At 50.8% G+C, this 19,337-nt stretch carries 18 protein-coding genes; 12 read left to right on the top strand and 6 right to left on the bottom strand.

The annotated features are described in order from the left end of the window. Nucleotides 1-278: 278 nt before the first annotated feature. Together nagE and glnS are read left to right on the top strand one after the other, a co-directional pair. Complete coding sequence (nagE, locus tag BIY29_RS09850; RefSeq protein ID WP_121574958.1) at nt 279-1,772, top strand: N-acetylglucosamine-specific PTS transporter subunit IIBC; 1,494 nt, start codon at nt 279-281, stop codon at nt 1,770-1,772. A 172-nt stretch (nt 1,773-1,944) separates the two neighbouring features. After that, entirely contained in the window at nt 1,945-3,603 is a 1,659-nt protein-coding gene (glnS, locus tag BIY29_RS09845) for a glutamine--tRNA ligase (protein WP_121574957.1), read from the top strand. A gap of 67 nt (nt 3,604-3,670) precedes the next feature. On the opposite strand, the gene fur is transcribed toward glnS, so the two are convergent. Both fur and fldA read right to left on the bottom strand, forming a co-directional pair. After that, the gene (fur, locus tag BIY29_RS09840) at nt 3,671-4,120 is read right to left on the bottom strand and encodes a ferric iron uptake transcriptional regulator (RefSeq protein ID WP_121574956.1); all 450 of its coding nucleotides are present in this window, start codon (nt 4,118-4,120) and stop codon (nt 3,671-3,673) included. Nucleotides 4,121-4,449: 329 nt separating this feature from the next. Continuing rightward, the gene (gene fldA / locus BIY29_RS09835; RefSeq protein WP_121574955.1) at nt 4,450-4,977 is read right to left on the bottom strand and encodes a flavodoxin FldA; all 528 of its coding nucleotides are present in this window, start codon (nt 4,975-4,977) and stop codon (nt 4,450-4,452) included. A 447-nt stretch (nt 4,978-5,424) separates the two neighbouring features. On the opposite strand from fldA, the gene BIY29_RS09830 reads away from it, so the two are divergent. Continuing rightward, the gene (locus tag BIY29_RS09830; RefSeq protein ID WP_121574954.1) at nt 5,425-7,095 is read left to right on the top strand and encodes a methyl-accepting chemotaxis protein; all 1,671 of its coding nucleotides are present in this window, start codon (nt 5,425-5,427) and stop codon (nt 7,093-7,095) included. A gap of 57 nt (nt 7,096-7,152) precedes the next feature. Here the strand turns inward: BIY29_RS09830 and ybfE are convergent, their stop codons facing one another. Together ybfE and ybfF are read right to left on the bottom strand one after the other, a co-directional pair. Then, entirely contained in the window at nt 7,153-7,434 is a 282-nt protein-coding gene (gene ybfE / locus BIY29_RS09825) for a LexA regulated protein (protein ID WP_121574953.1), read from the bottom strand. A 176-nt stretch (nt 7,435-7,610) separates the two neighbouring features. Then, nucleotides 7,611-8,378 carry an esterase gene (ybfF, locus tag BIY29_RS09820; protein ID WP_121574952.1) on the bottom strand — a complete coding sequence of 256 codons (768 nt, stop codon included), beginning with the start codon at nt 8,376-8,378 and terminating at the stop codon, nt 7,611-7,613. A 218-nt stretch (nt 8,379-8,596) separates the two neighbouring features. Here ybfF and seqA point away from each other — a divergent pair, with 218 nt between their 5' ends. Both seqA and pgm read left to right on the top strand, forming a co-directional pair. Further along, nucleotides 8,597-9,127 carry a replication initiation negative regulator SeqA gene (gene seqA / locus BIY29_RS09815; RefSeq protein ID WP_121574951.1) on the top strand — a complete coding sequence of 177 codons (531 nt, stop codon included), beginning with the start codon at nt 8,597-8,599 and terminating at the stop codon, nt 9,125-9,127. A 29-nt stretch (nt 9,128-9,156) separates the two neighbouring features. Then, entirely contained in the window at nt 9,157-10,800 is a 1,644-nt protein-coding gene (gene pgm / locus BIY29_RS09810; protein ID WP_121574950.1) for a phosphoglucomutase (alpha-D-glucose-1,6-bisphosphate-dependent), read from the top strand. 93 nt (nt 10,801-10,893) lie between these two features. On the opposite strand, the gene BIY29_RS09805 is transcribed toward pgm, so the two are convergent. Then, nucleotides 10,894-11,322, bottom strand: a complete 429-nt coding sequence (locus tag BIY29_RS09805) for an EamA family transporter (protein ID WP_121574949.1) — start codon at nt 11,320-11,322, stop codon at nt 10,894-10,896. Nucleotides 11,323-11,601: 279 nt separating this feature from the next. Here BIY29_RS09805 and BIY29_RS09800 point away from each other — a divergent pair, with 279 nt between their 5' ends. From BIY29_RS09800 to pxpA, 7 genes are all read left to right on the top strand, one after another. Next, the gene (locus BIY29_RS09800; protein WP_121574948.1) at nt 11,602-11,808 is read left to right on the top strand and encodes a YbfA family protein; all 207 of its coding nucleotides are present in this window, start codon (nt 11,602-11,604) and stop codon (nt 11,806-11,808) included. A gap of 247 nt (nt 11,809-12,055) precedes the next feature. Next, complete coding sequence (locus tag BIY29_RS09795; protein WP_121574947.1) at nt 12,056-13,015, top strand: YbgA family protein; 960 nt, start codon at nt 12,056-12,058, stop codon at nt 13,013-13,015. A gap of 23 nt (nt 13,016-13,038) precedes the next feature. Then, nucleotides 13,039-14,505 (top strand): deoxyribodipyrimidine photo-lyase, encoded by a 1,467-nt coding sequence (gene phrB, locus BIY29_RS09790; protein WP_121574946.1) that lies wholly within the window; start codon nt 13,039-13,041, stop codon nt 14,503-14,505. Continuing rightward, nucleotides 14,498-15,241, top strand: coding sequence for a type 2 GTP cyclohydrolase I (locus BIY29_RS09785; RefSeq protein WP_121574945.1), 744 nt, complete (start codon nt 14,498-14,500; stop codon nt 15,239-15,241). Before phrB ends, BIY29_RS09785 begins: the two co-directional genes overlap by 8 nt. A gap of 135 nt (nt 15,242-15,376) precedes the next feature. Further along, nucleotides 15,377-16,033, top strand: coding sequence for a 5-oxoprolinase subunit PxpB (pxpB, locus tag BIY29_RS09780; RefSeq protein ID WP_121574985.1), 657 nt, complete (start codon nt 15,377-15,379; stop codon nt 16,031-16,033). After that, nucleotides 16,027-16,956 carry a 5-oxoprolinase subunit PxpC gene (pxpC, locus tag BIY29_RS09775; protein WP_121574944.1) on the top strand — a complete coding sequence of 310 codons (930 nt, stop codon included), beginning with the start codon at nt 16,027-16,029 and terminating at the stop codon, nt 16,954-16,956. Before pxpB ends, pxpC begins: the two co-directional genes overlap by 7 nt. Next, nucleotides 16,946-17,683 carry a 5-oxoprolinase subunit PxpA gene (gene pxpA, locus BIY29_RS09770; protein WP_121574943.1) on the top strand — a complete coding sequence of 246 codons (738 nt, stop codon included), beginning with the start codon at nt 16,946-16,948 and terminating at the stop codon, nt 17,681-17,683. The genes pxpC and pxpA overlap by 11 nt, the downstream gene beginning before the upstream one ends. Nucleotides 17,684-17,796: 113 nt before the next feature. On the opposite strand, the gene BIY29_RS09765 is transcribed toward pxpA, so the two are convergent. Continuing rightward, entirely contained in the window at nt 17,797-19,083 is a 1,287-nt protein-coding gene (locus BIY29_RS09765; protein ID WP_121574942.1) for a citrate synthase, read from the bottom strand. Between the last annotated feature and the right edge of the window lie 254 nt (nt 19,084-19,337).

The raw sequence follows: 19,337 nt of genomic DNA, 5'->3' as shown, positions 1-19,337 counted from the left end.
CAGACAGAATCGCGTTATTGGTGCGTTTCGGCGTTGAGATAAAACCAGGTGTTAGTGTAGCTCGTTTTTTTTTAACTTAAAATAAGTTGGCGTTTTATTCAGGTATAAAGATTTTGCATGTGCTTTTCTAGTGATGATTATCACATAATGACTGGGTTTAATTTGCGTAGCGAAATATTTTTCTTACATCTATGCCAAAACCACCTGTTAGTGGTTTTATCCGGTAGTGAGCGAGTCTAACTGGCAGTTTTTTGTCCCACAGGGGAAGAGAGGAAAAGGTGAGTATTCTTAGCTATTTACAAAAAATAGGTCGGGCGTTGATGGTGCCCGTCGCCACGCTGCCTGCTGCTGCGATCCTGATGGGGGTCGGCTACTGGATTGATCCTGTTGGTTGGGGAAGTGAAAATGCATTGGCGGCGCTGTTTATTAAATCCGGCGCTGCCATTATCGAGCATATGGCCGTCCTGTTTGCCGTGGGGGTTGCTTATGGTATGTCGAAAGATAAAGACGGCGCCGCGGCGTTAACCGGATTTGTTGGCTACCTGGTTCTGACCACGCTCTGTTCGCCAGCGGCGGTTGCTATGATTCAGAAAATCCCGCTGGATCAGGTGCCAGCGGCGTTTGGTAAGATTGAAAACCAGTTCATCGGTATTTTAGTCGGGGTAATTTCAGCAGAGTTGTATAACCGTTTTAGTCAGGTTGAGTTGCCGAAAGCGCTGTCATTCTTTAGCGGACGCCGACTGGTTCCCATTCTTACCTCGTTCCTGATGATTCTGGTTGCGTTCATTTTGATGTATGTATGGCCGATGATTTATAACGGGCTGGTCTCTTTTGGTGAACATATTCAGCAGTTAGGATCGATCGGCGCTGGTGTTTATGCGTTCTTTAACCGCCTGTTGATCCCTGTCGGTTTGCATCACGCCCTGAACTCGGTGTTCTGGTTTGATGTCGCGGGTATTAACGATATTCCTAATTTCCTGGCCGGTCGGCAGTCTATTGAGGCTGGCAAAGCTGTTGTCGGTATTACCGGGCGCTATCAGGCCGGTTTCTTCCCGATTATGATGTTCGGTTTGCCGGGGGCGGCGTTAGCCATTTATCACTGTTCGCGCCCTGAGAATAAAAGCAAGGTGGCGGGGATTATGCTTGCCGCAGCATTTGCTTCCTTCTTTACCGGTATCACGGAACCTCTGGAGTTCTCCTTTATGTTTGTGGCGCCAGTGCTATATGTTCTTCATGCGGCCCTCACCGGGATCTCGGTGTTTATTGCGGCCAGTATGCAGTGGATTGCGGGTTTCGGTTTCAGTGCGGGGTTGGTGGATATGATGCTGTCATCCCGTAACCCGCTGGCAACACAGTGGTATATGTTGATACCGCAAGGTTTGGCATTCTTCTTCATTTACTATCTGGTATTCCGCTTCACCATTACTCGTTTCAATTTGTTTACTCCGGGACGCGAACTGTTGGTCAGCGGCAGTGAAGCGGATGGTTATGATGTGAATAGCGCGACGGCTACATCGGCATCCGGCGATGTCACCACGCTGGCCCGTGGATATTTGCGGGCCATCGGCGGTAAAGACAATCTGGTAGGTATTGACTCCTGTATCACCCGGCTGCGTTTGAGTGTGGCAGATTCCGGCCTGATTGATGAAGATTTGGCCAAGCGATTAGGCGCTGCGGGGGTAATCCGGCTGAATAAGCAGAATGTCCAGATTGTGGTTGGCACGCAGGCCGAATCGATAGCTTCTGCATTGAAAAAGGTCAGTGACGAGTAACAGCTAAAGCGCAGCGATTTGCCGTGTGAACCACGGCGAACAGATGAAATTTGCGGGATGAGATCGCTATCTCATCCCGTTTTTATTTTTTAATGAAACTAACGGTTGTTTCCCGGCTTGGCTTGTTGGATCATTAGCGGTTATATGTCGTTTTAGCATTGAGGAATCAAGCATGAGTGAGGCTGAAGCCCGCCCAACTAACTTTATCCGTCAGATTATTGATGAAGATCTGGCATCCGGTAAGCATGACCATATTCAGACGCGTTTTCCGCCAGAGCCTAACGGCTACTTGCATATTGGCCATGCGAAATCTATCTGTCTGAACTTTGGTATTGCCGAGGATTATCAAGGGCAATGTAACCTGCGTTTCGACGATACCAACCCGGTGAAAGAAGATATTGAATACGTTGAGTCGATCAAACATGACGTAGAGTGGCTGGGTTTCTCATGGAGCGGCGACATTCGCTATTCCTCCGATTATTTCGATCAGTTGCATCAGTATGCGGTTGAACTGATCGGTAAAGGATTGGCGTACGTTGATGAACTGACGCCGGAGCAGATCCGTGAATACCGTGGGACGTTGACTTCACCGGGTAAAAATAGCCCGTACCGCGATCGTACCGTGCAGGAAAACCTGGCGCTGTTTGAAAAAATGCGTAACGGCGGCTTTGCTGAGGGAACCGCCTGTCTGCGCGCCAAGATTGATATGGCGTCGTCGTTTATCGTGATGCGCGATCCGGTTCTGTATCGGATCAAATTTGCCGAACATCATCAGACGGGCAACAAGTGGTGCATTTATCCGATGTATGATTTTACCCACTGTATTTCTGATGCGCTCGAAGGGGTGACGCACTCTTTATGTACGCTGGAATTCCAGGATAATCGCCGCCTGTATGACTGGGTGCTGGATAACATCACCATACCTTGCCATCCGCGGCAGTATGAATTCTCCCGCCTTAACCTTGAATACGCCATCATGTCCAAGCGTAAGCTGAACCTGCTGGTGACGGAAAAAATTGTTGAAGGGTGGGACGATCCGCGTATGCCGACTATCTCCGGTTTGCGCCGTCGTGGATACAGCGCCGCGTCTATCCGTGAATTTTGTTATCGTATTGGGGTAACCAAGCAGGATAACAATGTTGAAATGGTGGCGCTGGAGTCCTGCATCCGGGACGATCTAAATGAAAACGCGCCACGTGCCATGGCGGTGCTGGATCCGGTGAAAGTGGTGATTGAAAATCTGGCTTCAGGGCATGAAGAGTGGGTGACCATGCCGAATCATCCAAATAAACCGGAAATGGGTTCCCGCCAGGTCGCTTTTAGCCGCGAAGTTTATATTGATCGCGCTGATTTCCGTGAAGAAGCCAATAAGCAATATAAGCGTCTGGTGTTGGGCAAGGAAGTTCGGCTGCGTAATGCTTACGTGATTAAAGCGGAACGTATTGATAAAGACGATCAGGGCGTTATTACTGCTATCTATTGTCGTTACGACCCTGATACCTTGAGTAAAGATCCGGCGGATGGCCGCAAGGTAAAAGGCGTTATTCATTGGGTGTCAGCGGCTCATGCCTTACCGGCGGAATTCCGTCTGTATGAGCGGTTGTTTAGCGTGGCTAACCCTGCGGCGGCGGATGATTTTCTGTCGACCATCAATCCGCAATCACTGAACGTGGTTCAGGGATTTGTTGAAGCAAGTCTGGTACAAGCGGAAGCGGAAAAAGCGTATCAGTTTGAGCGTGAAGGGTATTTCTGTGCTGACAGGGTTTACTCCACGCCACAACATCTGGTGTTTAACCGGACGGTAGGCTTGCGGGATACCTGGGTAGGGTAGCAGCGGGTTTCACTTGCAAAAATAAAACCGCCTTGGCGGTTTTATTTTATGCAGTTATACGGTCGATTTATCTTTTTGCGTCGTGCAGGGTTTCGTCTTCACGGCAATCCCCTTCACTACAATGGCCATACAGATACAAACTATGGTTAGTCAGCTTGATAGCGTGTCTTTCTGCGATTTCGCGTTGGCGTGCTTCGATATACTCATCACGGAATTCAATCACTCTGCCACAATCCAGGCAAATCAGATGGTCATGATGATGTTGCTGAGTCAGTTCGAAAACTGATTTGCCGCCTTCAAAATTATGTCGGGTTACGATACCAGCATCATCAAACTGATTCAGTACGCGGTAGACGGTAGCCAGACCAATCTCTTCGCCCATATCAATCAGTTTCTTATATAAATCTTCCGCACTGACGTGGTGACACTCCGGGTCCTGCAATACTTCCAAAATCTTCAATCTCGGAAGAGTGACTTTCAGGCCGGCTTTCTTTAATGCAGTGTTATTGTCAGTCATGCGGATTTAGTCCTGTTGCTTACTTATCAATGGAGGCTATTTAGCCTATGACATCGGTCGGCTCAAAAATGTAATAGCGCTTCAATTATAGAACCGCGCATTCAAAATGAAAACAATGAAATGTTAACAATGCTGTTCCCACACACAATACGGTAGTTTTACGCAATGTATTGTTGGTAAATGAGGAAAACGTTGATGAACGCACAAAACCGATAGGGCTATTGTACAGGCTTGTTGATAGAAGTTAAAAAAATGTATCGATTTTTATGAAAGGTTTTTTCTATTGATTTGGCTCTGACGGGGCAAGTTATCAGAGCCAGGGAACCATGTTAACCAACCAGATCTTGCAGATTCAGCTCGTCGCCGATCTGTTTTACCCAGGCGGTGACGCGCTCGCTGGTCAGTTCAGGCTGGCGATCTTCGTCGATTGCCAAACCGATGAAATGGTTGTCATCAGCCAGACCTTTAGACGCTTCAAAATAATAACCTTCTGTCGGCCAATGCCCAACAATAGTCGCACCGTGTGGTTCAATAATATCGCGAATGGTGCCCATGGCATCGCAGAAATACTCAGCATAGTCTTCCTGATCGCCGCAGCCAAACAAAGCGACCAGTTTACCGGTAAAGTCGATCTCTTCCAGCGTAGGGAAAAAGTCGTCCCAGTCGCATTGGGCCTCACCATAGTACCAGGTCGGAATACCCAGCAATAAAATATCGAAAGCTTCAAGATCTTCTTTACTGCTTTTGGCGATGTCATGAACTTCGGCAACGTCGGTTCCCAGTTGCTGTTGGATCGTCTTGGCAATGTTTTCGGTATTGCCCGTGTCACTGCCAAAGAAAATGCCTATGAGTGCCATGAATTGAATAACCTCTTGATTCTTAATGATATTGGACGGCGTCTTGCCCACTTATCGGCTAATAATAGCAGACACGACCTGCATGAGAAACTCGTATCGGTAAGGATAAGTAAATTGTGGCGTGTATTTTGTTCATGCGCGTTTTCCCCTGGCCTTTCAGGCAATCAGTGATCCGTTATTAAATCTTTTAGCTGCATATTATTGAACCCAAAAATCTTATGTTTATGTGAAGTTATGAAATTGTTCACATAAAAGTAATAAGCATTGGCCAGATTCCACGCTAAGGCTAAATATTCCCTGAATTTTGTCGATTAGTTAACGTGATCTTATCTGCTTTCAACATTACGGAACATCAACACTGCGGAAAGGTGACGCATTTTATTGGTGTTGGTTTCTGTATGTCATTGTTGATTAATTATAAAAATATTCTTTAGTCTGGAGTTAATCATGAAACTGTTTAAGAACATTGCCATCAGAACGGCCATGCTATGGGTGCTTGGCATTTTTTGTGTGCTCTGGGGCGGTGTATCGATATATACCCTATTTTCTTTCAAGGAGATGACGGCAACATCCAAAACCAGCAGCCTGCTGGTGCAAAACATGAATTTTGTTAATCAAGGCAACGATCAGTATTTCCGCATGGTCACGCGTTTGGCCCGCGCCGTCGATGCTCGCCGCAACGGGGACAATGCAGCGGCGGATAAAGAGCAGGCGTCTGCATTGAATGCGCTTAATACGTTAAAATCAGATTTAGCGGCATTCAATGGAATAGACCATGCAGGGCTGGATGATGCGCTGGTTCAGGCGGTCAGCCGTGATTGGAATAACCTGATTGTTCAGGGTATTGAACCGTTGTATCAAAAAGCGGTAGCCAACGCGCTGGACGACTATCAGCTCCAGGCTAAAGAAGTTGTGCCTCCGTTGAGCCGTCAGTTTGGCGCATCGATATCCGCCTTCAATAAAGCGGGTTCTGAAAAGTTCGCTGCCGCTGGTGTGCGTTTTGAACAAATCAGCGTAATTGGTCGAAATATTTTGCTGGCAGGTTTGCTTATTGGCCTGATGCTGTTGTTTCTGACCGATCGCTATCTGGTGAGGTGTCTGGTACGGCCATTAAATGATTTGCGCGATCATTTCAGCGTGATTGCATCAGGACAGTTAGGTAAGCCTATTGTCGATTTTGGCCGTAACTGTGTGGGCAAGCTGTTTCCGCTGCTGCGTGAAATGCAAACCAGTCTGGCCAATACGGTCAGCACCATCAGAAACAGCTCGGATTCTATTTATCAGGGGGCATCGGAAATATCAGCCGGTAATAACGATCTTTCGTCACGAACGGAACAGCAGGCTTCCGCGCTGGAAGAAACGGCCGCCAGTATGGAGCAACTGACTGCAACGGTGAAACAGAACGCAGAAAACGCCAACCATGCCAGCCAATTGGCTTTGCAAGCCTCGACGACGGCGAAGAAAGGGGGGGATATTGTTGAGAATGTAGTGAAAACCATGTCGGAAATTTCCGGTAGTTCAAGGAAAATAGCCGAGATTACCACCGTTATTAATGGTATTGCTTTCCAGACTAATATTCTGGCGCTGAACGCCGCCGTAGAAGCTGCGCGCGCGGGGGAACAGGGGCGTGGTTTCGCGGTGGTCGCCGGTGAGGTGCGTAGTCTGGCACAGCGTAGCGCACAGGCAGCCAAAGAGATTGAAGGGCTGATTTCTGACTCGGTCAGATGCGTGGATACCGGTTCTCATTTGGTTGAGGACGCCGGGAATACCATGCATGAAATCGTCCGTGCAGTGACTAACGTCACCGATATCATGGGTGAGATTGCCTCTGCATCGGAAGAGCAAAGTAAAGGGATTGCCCAGGTCGCTCAGGCCGTTTCGGAGATGGATAGTGTGACTCAGCAGAATGCGGCGTTGGTTGAACAGGCATCTGCGGCGGCATTGTCGCTGGAAGAACAGGCGTCGTTACTAAACGAGACGGTATCTATATTCCGGCTGTCTGAGCAATATTCACAACCTGTGACGGCAGCGAAATCAGCGCAGATACCAAAGTCAGTGGTAGCGGAGCCAGCCAAAAAAGCGCTGCCACCCAGTCAGGATAATTGGGAAAAATTCTGATTTCGATTTTACATGACGTCAGGGATGATGCCGCCCTGCCGGAGAAAGAGCGGTATTTCAGGCTTTTTCCCCGGCCAATTGAGCCAGCAGGATTTGCTCAATAAGCTCGCTACGGCTGATATTCTGTTGTTCAGCCAGGTGGTTAAGTATATCCACAGCCTCGCTGTTAATTTTTAATTCAATCCGCCGCAACCCACGTACTTTATCGCGTCGCAGTTGATTACGCTTATTGATTCTTAATTGTTCATCACGTGAAAGCGGGTTAGTCTTCGGACGACCTGGGCGTCGCTCGTCTGCGAACAGATCCAGCGTGGTGCGATCCGTTTGTTCTTTTGCCATAGGTAATGATACTGCAAGGTGTTCTGGACCAAAATGCACACATCTTTATCGATATAACGCGTGCATGTCGATGATATGGCTACAATGCCTGTGGCTGAATCAGCCTTCCCCTCTACTGCGGGCGTCATCATACCCCAGCCATACTGGCGGCGACAACGGTTAATCAGGGTGTCTGGTTAACTGGCGTCCAGAAAACGATGAATAGCGCGTAATACCGCGTCTGGTTTTTCCGCGTGAACCCAGTGACCTGCGCCGCTTATCACATAAGCGCGGGCCTGCGGGAACTGACGCAGTAGCGCATCACGGTGAATATCGTCCAGATAAGGCGAGTTTTCACCACGAATAAACAGAATCCGTCCCTGCCAGGCGGGAAGGTCCTGCCAGCCAACGATATTTTCGTATTGATCCCACAACACCGGCACGTTAAATCGCCACTCACCCTGCTGGAATGATTTCAGCAGAAACTGAATGACCCCTTCTTCCTGCAAATATTGACGCATCAGACTGGCGGCTTGCGAACGGGAGGTGACCCCGGCATCGGTGACGGCCCGTAAGGCGGCAAACACCGAGTCATGCCGGCGAGTCTGATAATCAACCGGTGCGATATCAATGACCACCAGCTTTTCCAGCCGTTCCGGGATAAGGGCGCTGAGTGCCATAGCTACTTTTCCCCCCATCGAATGACCTATAACAATCGCCCGCTCAATATTCCGTTCGTCCAGGACTTCCAGAACGTCCTGCGCCATCGCCGGGTAGGTCATCTGCGGTGACTGTGGCGACAGGCCGTGATTACGCAAATCAAACTGTAGAATATCGTGCTGACTTTGCAAATCCCGACCCAGTACACCAAGATTATCCTGTGTGCCAAATAGCCCATGAATGAGGATAACGGGTAATCTGCCATTGGGTTGATGCGCATAATGCCAGCGATAATTCAATTTCATGGTGAAGTTCATTCAGAGAGACAGGCGCTTAGGGTATCATGACTTTACGACGTTATGTTGCCGTGGAAGAAGCAAGTATGACCACATGAGCTGGAACAGCGATAGCAAGGCATAATCCGACTTTTTGCTTTGCCTGTGCCCTGCTGCTGTTCGAGTGTGCTTGATCGCTTGTATACTCCTTGACGATTGATTTGGGTAATAAAAAGTACTGGATAAAGATGAAAACTATTGAGGTCGACGAAGAGCTTTATCGTTATATCGCAAGCCACACGCAGCATATCGGTGAAAGCGCATCGGATATTTTACGGCGTATGCTGAAATTTACCGCCGGTCAGTCTACCGTGACGTCATCGGCGGATGTCATGGTAAATGCACAATCCACATCGTCTCCACGCCCGAGCGATCGGGTTCGGACGTTGCGTGAGTTGCTGTTATCGGATGAATATGCGGTACAGAATAAGGCAATCAATCGCTTTATGCTGATATTGTCCAAATTGTATCTCTTATCGCCACAGGAATTTGCGCTGGCAACGGAATCGCTTCATGGCCGCACGCGGGTTTATTTTGCAGGCGATCAGCAAACCTTACTTCAGAATGGCACGCATACTAAGCCCAAACATATTCCGGGTACGCCATACTGGGTTATTACCAATACCAACACTGGCCGTAAACGCGGCATGATCGAACACATTATGCTAACGATGCAGTTCCCGGCAGAACTGACAGAGAAAGTTTGCGGAACTATCTAATTTAATGACAGCGTCAGGGAGAAACGCCAATGGCTAATCACCCAAGAGCCGGGCAGCCTACCCGGCAAAGCGATTTAATCAATGTGGCTCAGTTGACGTCACAATATTATGTTCTGCGCCCGGAAGTTGGAAATGCGGCACATGCGGTGAAGTTTGGCACATCAGGCCATCGTGGTAGCGCCGGGCGTCATAGTTTCAACGAAGCGCATATTCTGGCGATTGCGCAGGCCATTGCTGAAGAACGTAAAAAGCAAGGCGTAAGCGGCCCGTGCTATGTCGGTAAAGATACCCATGCGCTGTCTGAACCGGCCTTCATTTCGGTGTTGGAAGTGTTGACGGCAAACGGCGTGGACGTCATTGTCCAGCAGGATAACGGTTTTACGCCGACGCCTGCGGTCTCTAACGCCATTCTGGTGCATAACCGTCAAGGCGACGTACTGGCAGACGGCATTGTAATTACGCCGTCGCATAATCCACCGGAAGATGGCGGAATCAAGTACAACCCGCCAAATGGCGGCCCTGCCGATACCAACGTCACCAGCGTGATCGAACAACGTGCGAATGCGTTGCTGACGGATGAACTGAAGGGGGTGAAACGGATTACGCTGGATCAAGCCTGGAAGAGCGGCTATGTGCACGAGCAGGATTTGGTACAACCTTATGTTGAAGGGTTGACCAGCGTGGTTGATATGGCTGCGATTCAGCGTGCGGGCTTGAAATTAGGCGTCGATCCGTTGGGCGGTTCCGGTATTGCTTACTGGCAGCGCATTGCCGAGCATTACAAATTGGATCTGACGCTGGTGAACGATGCCATCGATCAGACTTTCCGCTTTATGGCATTGGATCACGATGGTGTGATCCGTATGGACTGCTCATCGGTTTCCGCTATGGCCGGGTTGCTGGCGCTGCGCGATAAATTTGATCTGGCTTTTGCCAACGATCCTGATTATGACCGCCACGGGATTGTTACCCCTGCGGGTCTGATGAATCCGAATCACTATCTGGCCGTCTCGATTAATTATCTGTATCAGCATCGTCCACGGTGGGGGCAATCTGTGGCGGTGGGTAAGACGCTGGTATCCAGTGCGATGATCGATCGTGTTGTGGCTGATCTGGGCCGCAAGCTGGTGGAAGTCCCGGTCGGCTTTAAATGGTTTGTCGATGGTCTGTTTGACGGCAGCTTTGGCTTCGGCGGTGAGGAAAGCGCGGGGGCATCATTTCTGCGCTTTGATGGCACACCGTGGTCAACGGACAAGGATGGCATTATTATGTGCCTGCTGGCGGCGGAGATTACGGCGGTGACGGGTAAAAACCCACAGCAGCATTATGATGATCTGGCAAAACGCTTCGGCGCGCCAAGCTATAACCGCATACAGGCACCGGCGACCCAGGCGCAAAAAGCGGCGTTATCCCGATTATCGCCTGAACAGGTGTCCGCCAATACGCTGGCTGGCGATCCGATTACCGACCGCTTGACGGCGGCGCCGGGCAACGGTGCTTCTATTGGCGGGCTGAAAGTGATGACCGATAACGGTTGGTTTGCCGCACGTCCGTCCGGTACTGAAGAGGCTTACAAAATTTACTGCGAGAGTTTCCTGGGCGCCGAGCACCGGGAGCGTATTGAGAAAGAAGCGGTAGAGATTGTCAGTGCGGTATTGGCTAACGCCAAATAAGTGCATAACGGGCGCTGCAATGCAGCGCCTTTTTGTATGGTGGGCGTCCTGTGGGCTGTTGTTACGCCACGTTTAAACCTGTTCCCGGCGTTTTTATCCCAGCGCCACCATCAACGCACCGGCTGAAATTAACGCCATGCCTGCGCCTACCATTAGCGAAATTTTTTCACCCAGCAACACTACCGCCAGGACAACAGCAAACACCACGCTGAGTTTATCGATAGGCGCAACCTGGGCGACATTCCCGGCCTTCAGCGCCACAAAGTAAAATAGCCACGACATGGCGCCCGCCACACCGCTGAGGAGAATAAACAACAAGGCTTTTTTGTTGGCCATGACCTCGCCAATCAGCGCGATTTTCCCCTGCGCCACCACCACACCGACCAAAAAAAGCGCCATCACCACGGCGCGAATGGCGGTTGCGGTATTGGCATCCAGATTTTGCAGGCCGATTTTCCCGAACAAGGCAACCAGTGCGGCGCACAGCGCAGAAAGCAAGGCGTAGATTAACCAGCTACTCATGATGTCAGCTCTCTGAATAGACAGAAAAGGAAAGGGCTAAAACCGGAATGTTACGCCGGGTGGTTGTAGATAACCAGATTCATGGCATAAAACGATAACCCATCGTCGTTTCGGTTAAAAGATAGAGAAAAAAACGGCGATTATTTCATCTCTATCTGGTCCGATGAGTAGTAATATTTTACTAAAGGCGGTAAAGTTTCAATCAATTTCCCGTTCTGGCTTTACCGTCAACGTGAGGGTCCGCTGAATGCGGCACTCATATTTCTGAGGAGGATCGCCATGTCGCTTTATACCGCTTATCCTTTATACCGTATTCTCCTGCGTCGCACTGCCGTGGTGGCGATCGGTCTCGTGGCATTACCGGTGATGCTGTTTCGGCGCGATCGCCCCCGCTTTTACAGCTATCTGCACCGTGTCTGGCTGAAAACCAGCAACAAGCCTGTGTGGTTGGCTCAGTCGGAAGCCGCAGCCCGTGATTTTTACTGATTAGTCTGCTATATAAATTCTGTCTCATACCTCTTTTTTGTTCAAACCTCGCTTTGGCGAGGTCTTTTTTTATGGCGGGCTTCCTGCCCGCCACAAGCGGCGTTTAAAACCGCTCCCGGCGTTTTTTTTACGTAACGCGCACCTGTTAATCTTATGATTTCCTCCCTTTTTCTCCCTATCATTTGCCTTGAATAGGACGGTATCCGCTATGCTGGTGAGAGCGGATTATTTTTTATGAGGGCAAATCATGGCGTTCGATCAGATCCCGGTTGGCATCAGTTCCTGTCTGCTTGGAAATCCGGTGCGGTTTGACGGTGGACATAAACGTCTGGCATTTGCGGTTGAGCAACTGGCGCCCTATTTCCGTTTTGAGCCTGTATGCCCGGAGATGTCGGTAGGATTGCCGGTGCCGCGTCCGGCGTTGCGGCTGATAAAAGACACAGAGGGAAACATTACCCTACGCGCCAGTAATGGTTCGCCGCTGGATGTGACTGAGCAGATGCGTTTGTTCTCCACCCAAAAAGTCAGCCAGCTACAGCATCTGTGTGGCTATATTGTCTGCGCCAAGTCGCCCAGTTGTGGCATGGAGCGGGTGAGAGTGTATGACGAGTCGCAAAAGAATGCGCGCAAAAGCGGTATAGGATTGTTTACTCAGGAACTGCTGCATCAGTTGCCCTGGTTGCCGGTAGAAGAAGATGGCCGTTTACATGATCCGGGGTTGCGGGAAAACTTTATTGAGCGGGTTTATACGCTGCATGAGTTGCATCAGCTTTGGCGGCAGGGCCTTAGCCGTGGGGCGCTGATTGCGTTTCACAGTCGTTATAAACTGTTGCTGCTGGCGCATTCGCAGCCCGAATACCGTGAGCTGGGGCGTTTTGTGGCGGCTATCGAACAATGGGAATCGCTGGACGATTTTGCGGTGGAATATCGCTTGCGGCTGATGAAACTGCTGGCGCATCCGGCAACGCGCCGTAATCACACCAATGTACTGATGCATATTCAAGGCTATTTCCGCCGTCGGCTTAGTACGTCGCAGCGACAGGAACTCACTCAATTAATCGATCGCTACCGGCAGGGATTACAACCCCTGCTGGCCCCCATCACTCTGCTGAAGCATTACATGGCGGAGTACCCGGATGATTACCTGGCAGATCAGCGTTACTTTGAACCTTACCCGGAAGCGTTGAGGTTGCGGTACGGTAACTAGATTTTTCTTGATGAGGATGAGACATGTCCACACATTTGGTCTGGCTGCGTAATGATTTACGCATTACGGATAATTTAGCGCTGCATAACGCTTGTCAGGATCCGCTGGCGCGGGTTTTGGCGCTATTCATTGCCACGCCGCAGCAGTGGCGGCGGCATGATATGGCGCCACGGCAGGCGGCTTTCCTGCTGGCGAATCTCCAGACGGTACAGCAGGCATTAGCCGAAAAAGGGATCGAACTTTATTACCATGAATGTACTGATTTTTCGGACGCGGCGAACTGGCTGATGCAATTTTGTCAGCAGCAGGCTGTCACGCATTTGTTCTATAACCATCAGTATGAAGTTAACGAACGTCAACGGGACAGGCTGGTGGAAGCGCAGCTTGCCGGCCGGGTTCAGTGCCGGGGATTTGATGACAGCCTGCTGTTGCCGCCCGGTAGCGTACTGACCGGTAATGGCGATATGTATAAGATATTTACGCCATTTCGTCAGGCTTTCATCAAACGCCTGCTGGATGCGGATACCAACAGCGTGCCGGCCCCTGAGCAGAGAAGCGGTGGGGCGGTTGATATCACGGCAGCGTTAGCCCCATTTAGTTATCCCCGGCATGACGTTGACGGCGATATTACTGCCGGGGAAGCAGCCGCCCTGCATCAGCTTCGCCAGTTTTGCCGTGAACAGGTACAGGATTACTCACGCCAGCGGGATTTACCCGCGCTGGCGGGAACCAGCAAATTATCGCCTTACCTGACGTTGGGCGTAGTCTCTCCACGCCAGTGTTTTAACCGCTTGCGCACCGAATGTCCCGATATGCTGGAACAGCGCGAGAGCGGAGCGTTTACCTGGTTTAATGAGCTGATCTGGCGTGAGTTTTATCGGCATTTATTGGTGTTCTGGCCGGAATTGTGCAAGCACAAGCCATTTATCGGCTGGACTCAATGGGTTCAATGGCGGCAGTCTCCTGACATGCTGGCTGCATGGCAGCAAGGGAAAACCGGCTATCCGATAGTGGACGCGGCCATGCGGCAGCTAAATCAAACCGGTTGGATGCATAACCGTCTGCGTATGATTTGCGCCAGTTTTTTAGTAAAAGATTTACTTATCGACTGGCGCGAGGGGGAACGTTATTTTATGTCGCAGTTGCTGGATGGCTGCCTGGCAGCGAATAACGGCGGCTGGCAATGGGCGGCTTCAACCGGAACGGATGCCGCTCCGTATTTCCGCATTTTCAACCCAACCACCCAGGGGGAACGGTTCGATCCGCAGGGAACTTTTATCCGTCGCTGGTTGCCGGAATTGGCAGCGGTGCCCGATAAAGATATTCACCAGCCTTATCGATGGGCGGATCGACAGCGGTGTCAGTTGAATTACCCGCTACCGATTGTCGATCATAAACAGGCGAGACGGCAGACGCTGGCGGCCTTTGAAGCGGCGAAAAATTCGGCAATGGCGAACAATGATCAAACAGAGAAGAGTAAGTATGCGTAATAGTGAGTTGGAGAAACTGATCAACCAGCAGCTCAATGTTGAGTCCTTTCAGGACTATGCGCCGAATGGCTTACAGGTTGAAGGGCGCAGCGAGGTTCAACGTATTATCACCGGTGTAACGGCTTCGCAGGCGTTACTGGAGGCGGCCATTGAACACCAGGCCGATGCCATTCTGGTTCACCACGGTTATTTTTGGAAAAATGAATCACCGATTGTGAGGGGAATGAAGCGTAACCGGCTGAAAACATTGCTGGTTAACGACATTAATCTGTATGGCTACCATTTGCCGCTGGATGCCCATCCCCAGTTGGGTAATAACGCGCAGTTGGCCGCTTTGCTGGAAATCAACATATTGGGCGCCATCGAGCCGCTGTTGCCATATGGCGAGCTGTCTCAGGCGTTGAGCGGCGAAGCTTTATGCCAGCGTCTGGAAAACCGTCTGGGGCGTTCGGTGCTGCATTGTGGGGATAATGCACCGCAACGGATACAGCGCCTTGCATGGTGTACCGGCGGAGGACAAGGCTTTATTGAGCAGGCTGCCAGTTTTGGGGTTGATGCCTTTATTACGGGTGAAGTGTCAGAGCAGACGATTCATATTGCCCGTGAAATGGGGCTGCACTTTTTTGCCGCCGGACATCATGCCACTGAGCGGGGAGGCGTTCGTGCGCTGGGGGAGTGGCTGGATGAGCAGCATGGTTTTGACGTAACGTTTATTGATATCCCTAACCCGGCCTGACGGTAATGCTTTTTTATTGTTTATTAATGAGATGCATAAAAATCGATAAATATAAGCATAAAAAGGCATTTTGGTATCTTTCTTGCTTTCCCCATAATTATAGGAAAAGCACATAACGTGATGCAGGAGAAAAGATTGCAACGGGCACGATGTTATCTGCTGGGCGAGAAGACCGTGGTTCTGGAGTTGGAACCGCCAATGACACTGCAAAGTCAGCAGCGCATCTGGGGACTGGCCGAGCGTTTGAATCATCTTGAAGCGGTGCAGGAAGCGATTCCGGGGATGAATAACCTGACGGTTTTGCTCGAGCATCCACAGCAGGTTGCGCTGGATGCCATTGAACGCCTGCAACGCTGGTGGGAAGACAGCGAGTCGTTGATATTCGATCCCCGCGACATTGATATCCCGGTGGTTTATGGCACAGAAGCGGGGCCTGATTTGGCGCTGGTTGCCGACCACTGTAACCTGACCGAAAAGCAGGTGGTGGAGGCACATGCGTCTGCCAGCTATATCGTCTATTTTCTTGGCTTTCAGCCGGGGTTTGCGTATCTGGGCGGCCTGGATGAAAAGTTGCATGTTCCTCGTCGCGCTGAACCCCGGCTCAAGGTAGCCGCCGGATCGGTAGGTATCGGTGGCGCCCAGACCGGCATTTACCCGTTATCCACGCCGGGCGGCTGGCAACTGATTGGCTGCACTTCACTGAGCTTGTTTAACCCACAGAGTATGCCGCCTACCTTGCTGCGTCCTGGCGATAATATTCGGTTTCTGCCCCAGAAGGAGGGCATATGCTGAAAATTATTCATGCCGGATTGTATACCTCGGTACAGGATACCGGGCGTTTTGGCTTTCGTCGCCTGGGTATCAGTCAGTCTGGCGCACTCGATATTCCCGCACTGAAATTAGCCAATCTGCTGGTGGGTAATGCGCAGGATGCCGCAGCGCTGGAAATTACGCTGGGGAAATTTGTCGCTACCTTTATGTCGCCTTGCTGGGTGGCGCTCACCGGGGCTGACTGCCATGCTGATCTGGATGGTAAACCGTTGTGGACCGGCTGGCGCTTTGCCGTAAAAGCCGGACAAACATTAAAAATGCATTTACCGCGTCACGGCATGCGCAGTTATCTGGCCCTCTCCGGCGGCGTTGATGTGCCGGAAGCGTTGGGATCGCGCAGCACCGATCTGAAAGCGGGTTTTGGTGGATTTGCCGGGCGTTTGCTGATGGATGGCGACGAGCTTTTGCTGGGAACCGCCACTCGATTGCCTGCCAGGGAGACAGGGGTGAAACAGCTACTGTTTGGAAACCGTGTGCGGGCCTTGCCAGGGCCGGAATATCGGGAGTTCAGTGAAGAAGCGCAGGAAGCCTTCTGGCGCACGCCCTGGCACCTGAGTCCACAAAGCAACCGGATGGGGTATCGGCTGCAAGGGCCGGAGTTGCAAAGAACGGCGCAGCGTGAAATGCCATCGCATGGCCTGTTGCCGGGGATTGTGCAGGTGCCGCATAGCGGTCATCCGATTGTGCTATTGGCCGATGCACAAACCACCGGCGGCTACCCGCGCATTGCCTGCGTGATTGAGGCCGATTTGTATCATTTGGCGCAAATCCGTCTGGGCGAACCGGTGCATTTTATTCGTTGTACGTTGGCAGAAGCCCAACATGCGGCACAGGAACAGCAGCGTTATCTGGAACAATTGGCGTGGAGGCTACATGGTTATTGATCTGAATGCTGACCTGGGAGAAGGCGGCCAAAATGATGAAGCGTTGTTGAAGTTAGTCAGCTCGGCAAATATCGCCTGTGGGTTTCATGCGGGGGATGCACAGACCATGCGCCAGTCGGTGCGTTGGGGAATTGATTATGGCGTGGCGATTGGCGCGCATCCGAGCTTTCCTGACCGTGAAAATTTTGGTCGTAAAGAGATGCAACTGCCTGCGGAGACCGTCTTTGCGCAAGTGGTTTACCAGATTGGCGCGTTGGCCGCGATAGCGGAGGCAGAAGGGGGAAAGCTGGTTCACGTCAAGCCACACGGTATGCTCTATAATCAGGCGGCTCGTGAACCCGCGCTGGCGGATGCCATAGCCCGTGCGGTCAAAGTGATTAATCCGGCCTTACGTCTGGTGGGGCTGGCTGGGAGTGAGTTGATTCGGGCCGGGCAGCGCTTAGGGTTGATGACCCGACAGGAAGTCTTTGCCGATCGTTGTTATATGCCGGATGGTTCTCTGGTGCCGCGCAAGCAGTCTGGGGCGCTGATCAATAGCGATGATCTGGCGCTGGCGCAAACGCTGGAAATGATCCAACGTCAGCGTGTGCGCGCCAGTGATGGTTCCTGGGTTAGCGTGCAGGCGGATACCGTCTGTGTGCATGGTGATGGTTCGCACGCGCTGACATTTGCGCGTAAATTACGTAACTGTTTTACCCAGCATCAAATTAACGTTACGGCAGCCTGATCTCTTCGCAGGTAAACCTGCACGGAGGCCCGTTTTCCCGGTGTACGCATCGTCAGAGATCATATCAGGAGCCGGAATTGCTCCGGCTCTGACTAAAAAGGTTACAGATGCAGTTAGCCGTTTTTCAGATTGGATTCGAAATCACGTTTGTCGTAGCCGGTATAAAGCTGGCGCGGACGTGCAATTTTAATCCCGTCGTCATGCATTTCATTCCAGTGGGCAATCCAGCCCACGGTACGCGCCATAGCGAAAATGACGGTGAACATGGAAGAGGGAATCCCCATCGCTTTCAAAATAATGCCTGAGTAGAAATCGACGTTGGGATACAATTTTTTCTCAATGAAATAGGGGTCGTTCAGGGCAATGTTTTCCAGCTCCATAGCGACTTCCAATAAATCATCTTTTCTGCCCAGTTCCCTCAGCACTTCGTGACAGGTTTCCCGCATCACGGTGGCGCGCGGGTCATGATTTTTATAAACGCGATGACCGAAACCCATCAGGCGGAAGGAGTCGTTTTTATCTTTGGCGCGTTCAATAAAGGCGGGAATATGTTCAACGGAGCTGATTTCTTCCAACATGCGTAGACAGGCTTCATTAGCGCCGCCGTGTGCCGGCCCCCACAGAGAAGCGATCCCTGCGGCGATACAGGCAAATGGGTTGGCGCCGGAGGAACCCGCGGTTCGTACAGTTGAGGTTGACGCGTTCTGTTCGTGATCGGCGTGCAGGATCAGGATACGATCCATCGCTCGCTCCAGCACCGGGTTCACGACATATTCCTCACAAGGCGTGGAGAACATCATGTGCAGGAAGTTACCGGCATAAGAGAGGTTATTTCTCGGATAAACAAACGGTTGACCGAGTGAATATTTGTAACACATCGCGGCGACGGTCGGCATTTTAGACAGCAGGCGATAGGCGGCGATTTCACGGTGGCGCTCAATACTGATATCCAGAGAATCATGGTAGAACGCGGCCAGCGCGCCAGTCACACCACACAGCACGGCCATGGGGTGTGAGTCACGACGAAAGCCGTGGAACAGACGGGTAATCTGTTCATGAATCATGGTATGCCGTGTCACCGTGGTTTTAAACGTGTCGAACTGCTCTTGCGTCGGCACTTCGCCAAACAGCAAAATGTAGCAAACTTCAAGATAGTTGGATTTTTCCGCTAACTGGGCGATAGGAAATCCACGGTGCAATAAAATCCCTTCTTCACCGTCGATATAGGTAATTTTTGATTCGCAGGATGCAGTGGAAGTATAACCGGGATCAAAAGTGAAATAGCCTTTGGAACCAAGAGAACGAATGTCGATTTCATCGTACCCCAACGTACCGGATAGTACGTTAAGTTCAATAGGTTCCTTACCCTCTAGAGTAAGCGTTGCTTTTTTATCAGCCATTTACATTCTCCTTAGCGCTTTAATTTTAAAGTTTTTCCACCGAAGAATTACCGTTATGCCTGTGCCCTGGATTAACCACAACCAGCGAAACACTTGTCAGTAGGGTACAGAGTAGGGCCATAAAACCCTGCCGGCCACTTCCAGGACACGTACATCATTCTTCAGACAATTTTCATTCCCTGAGTTGATCATAGCCATTACCTATGATTTTTACGTGGGTTCTTATTCCCACTGTTACATAACTTATGTCAGTG

The sequence above is a fragment of the Brenneria alni genome (genome assembly GCF_003666245.1).
In the GTDB taxonomy this organism is placed as follows: Bacteria; Pseudomonadota; Gammaproteobacteria; order Enterobacterales; family Enterobacteriaceae; genus Brenneria; species Brenneria alni.
Note: the sequence above shows the minus strand (reverse complement) of the source record. Positions and strands in the feature narration are given on the sequence as shown.

Coding starts and splice junctions, on each gene's coding strand:
- glnS (WP_121574957.1), top strand. CDS start 1,945: ATGAGTGAGGCTGAAGCCCGCCCAACTAACTTTATCCGTCAGATTATT.
- fur (WP_121574956.1), bottom strand. CDS start 4,120: ATGACTGACAATAACACTGCATTAAAGAAAGCCGGCCTGAAAGTCACT.
- fldA (WP_121574955.1), bottom strand. CDS start 4,977: ATGGCACTCATAGGCATTTTCTTTGGCAGTGACACGGGCAATACCGAA.
- BIY29_RS09830 (WP_121574954.1), top strand. CDS start 5,425: ATGAAACTGTTTAAGAACATTGCCATCAGAACGGCCATGCTATGGGTG.
- ybfE (WP_121574953.1), bottom strand. CDS start 7,434: ATGGCAAAAGAACAAACGGATCGCACCACGCTGGATCTGTTCGCAGAC.
- ybfF (WP_121574952.1), bottom strand. CDS start 8,378: ATGAAATTGAATTATCGCTGGCATTATGCGCATCAACCCAATGGCAGA.
- seqA (WP_121574951.1), top strand. CDS start 8,597: ATGAAAACTATTGAGGTCGACGAAGAGCTTTATCGTTATATCGCAAGC.
- pgm (WP_121574950.1), top strand. CDS start 9,157: ATGGCTAATCACCCAAGAGCCGGGCAGCCTACCCGGCAAAGCGATTTA.
- BIY29_RS09805 (WP_121574949.1), bottom strand. CDS start 11,322: ATGAGTAGCTGGTTAATCTACGCCTTGCTTTCTGCGCTGTGCGCCGCA.
- BIY29_RS09800 (WP_121574948.1), top strand. CDS start 11,602: ATGTCGCTTTATACCGCTTATCCTTTATACCGTATTCTCCTGCGTCGC.
- BIY29_RS09795 (WP_121574947.1), top strand. CDS start 12,056: ATGGCGTTCGATCAGATCCCGGTTGGCATCAGTTCCTGTCTGCTTGGA.
- phrB (WP_121574946.1), top strand. CDS start 13,039: ATGTCCACACATTTGGTCTGGCTGCGTAATGATTTACGCATTACGGAT.
- BIY29_RS09785 (WP_121574945.1), top strand. CDS start 14,498: ATGCGTAATAGTGAGTTGGAGAAACTGATCAACCAGCAGCTCAATGTT.
- pxpC (WP_121574944.1), top strand. CDS start 16,027: ATGCTGAAAATTATTCATGCCGGATTGTATACCTCGGTACAGGATACC.
- pxpA (WP_121574943.1), top strand. CDS start 16,946: ATGGTTATTGATCTGAATGCTGACCTGGGAGAAGGCGGCCAAAATGAT.
- BIY29_RS09765 (WP_121574942.1), bottom strand. CDS start 19,083: ATGGCTGATAAAAAAGCAACGCTTACTCTAGAGGGTAAGGAACCTATT.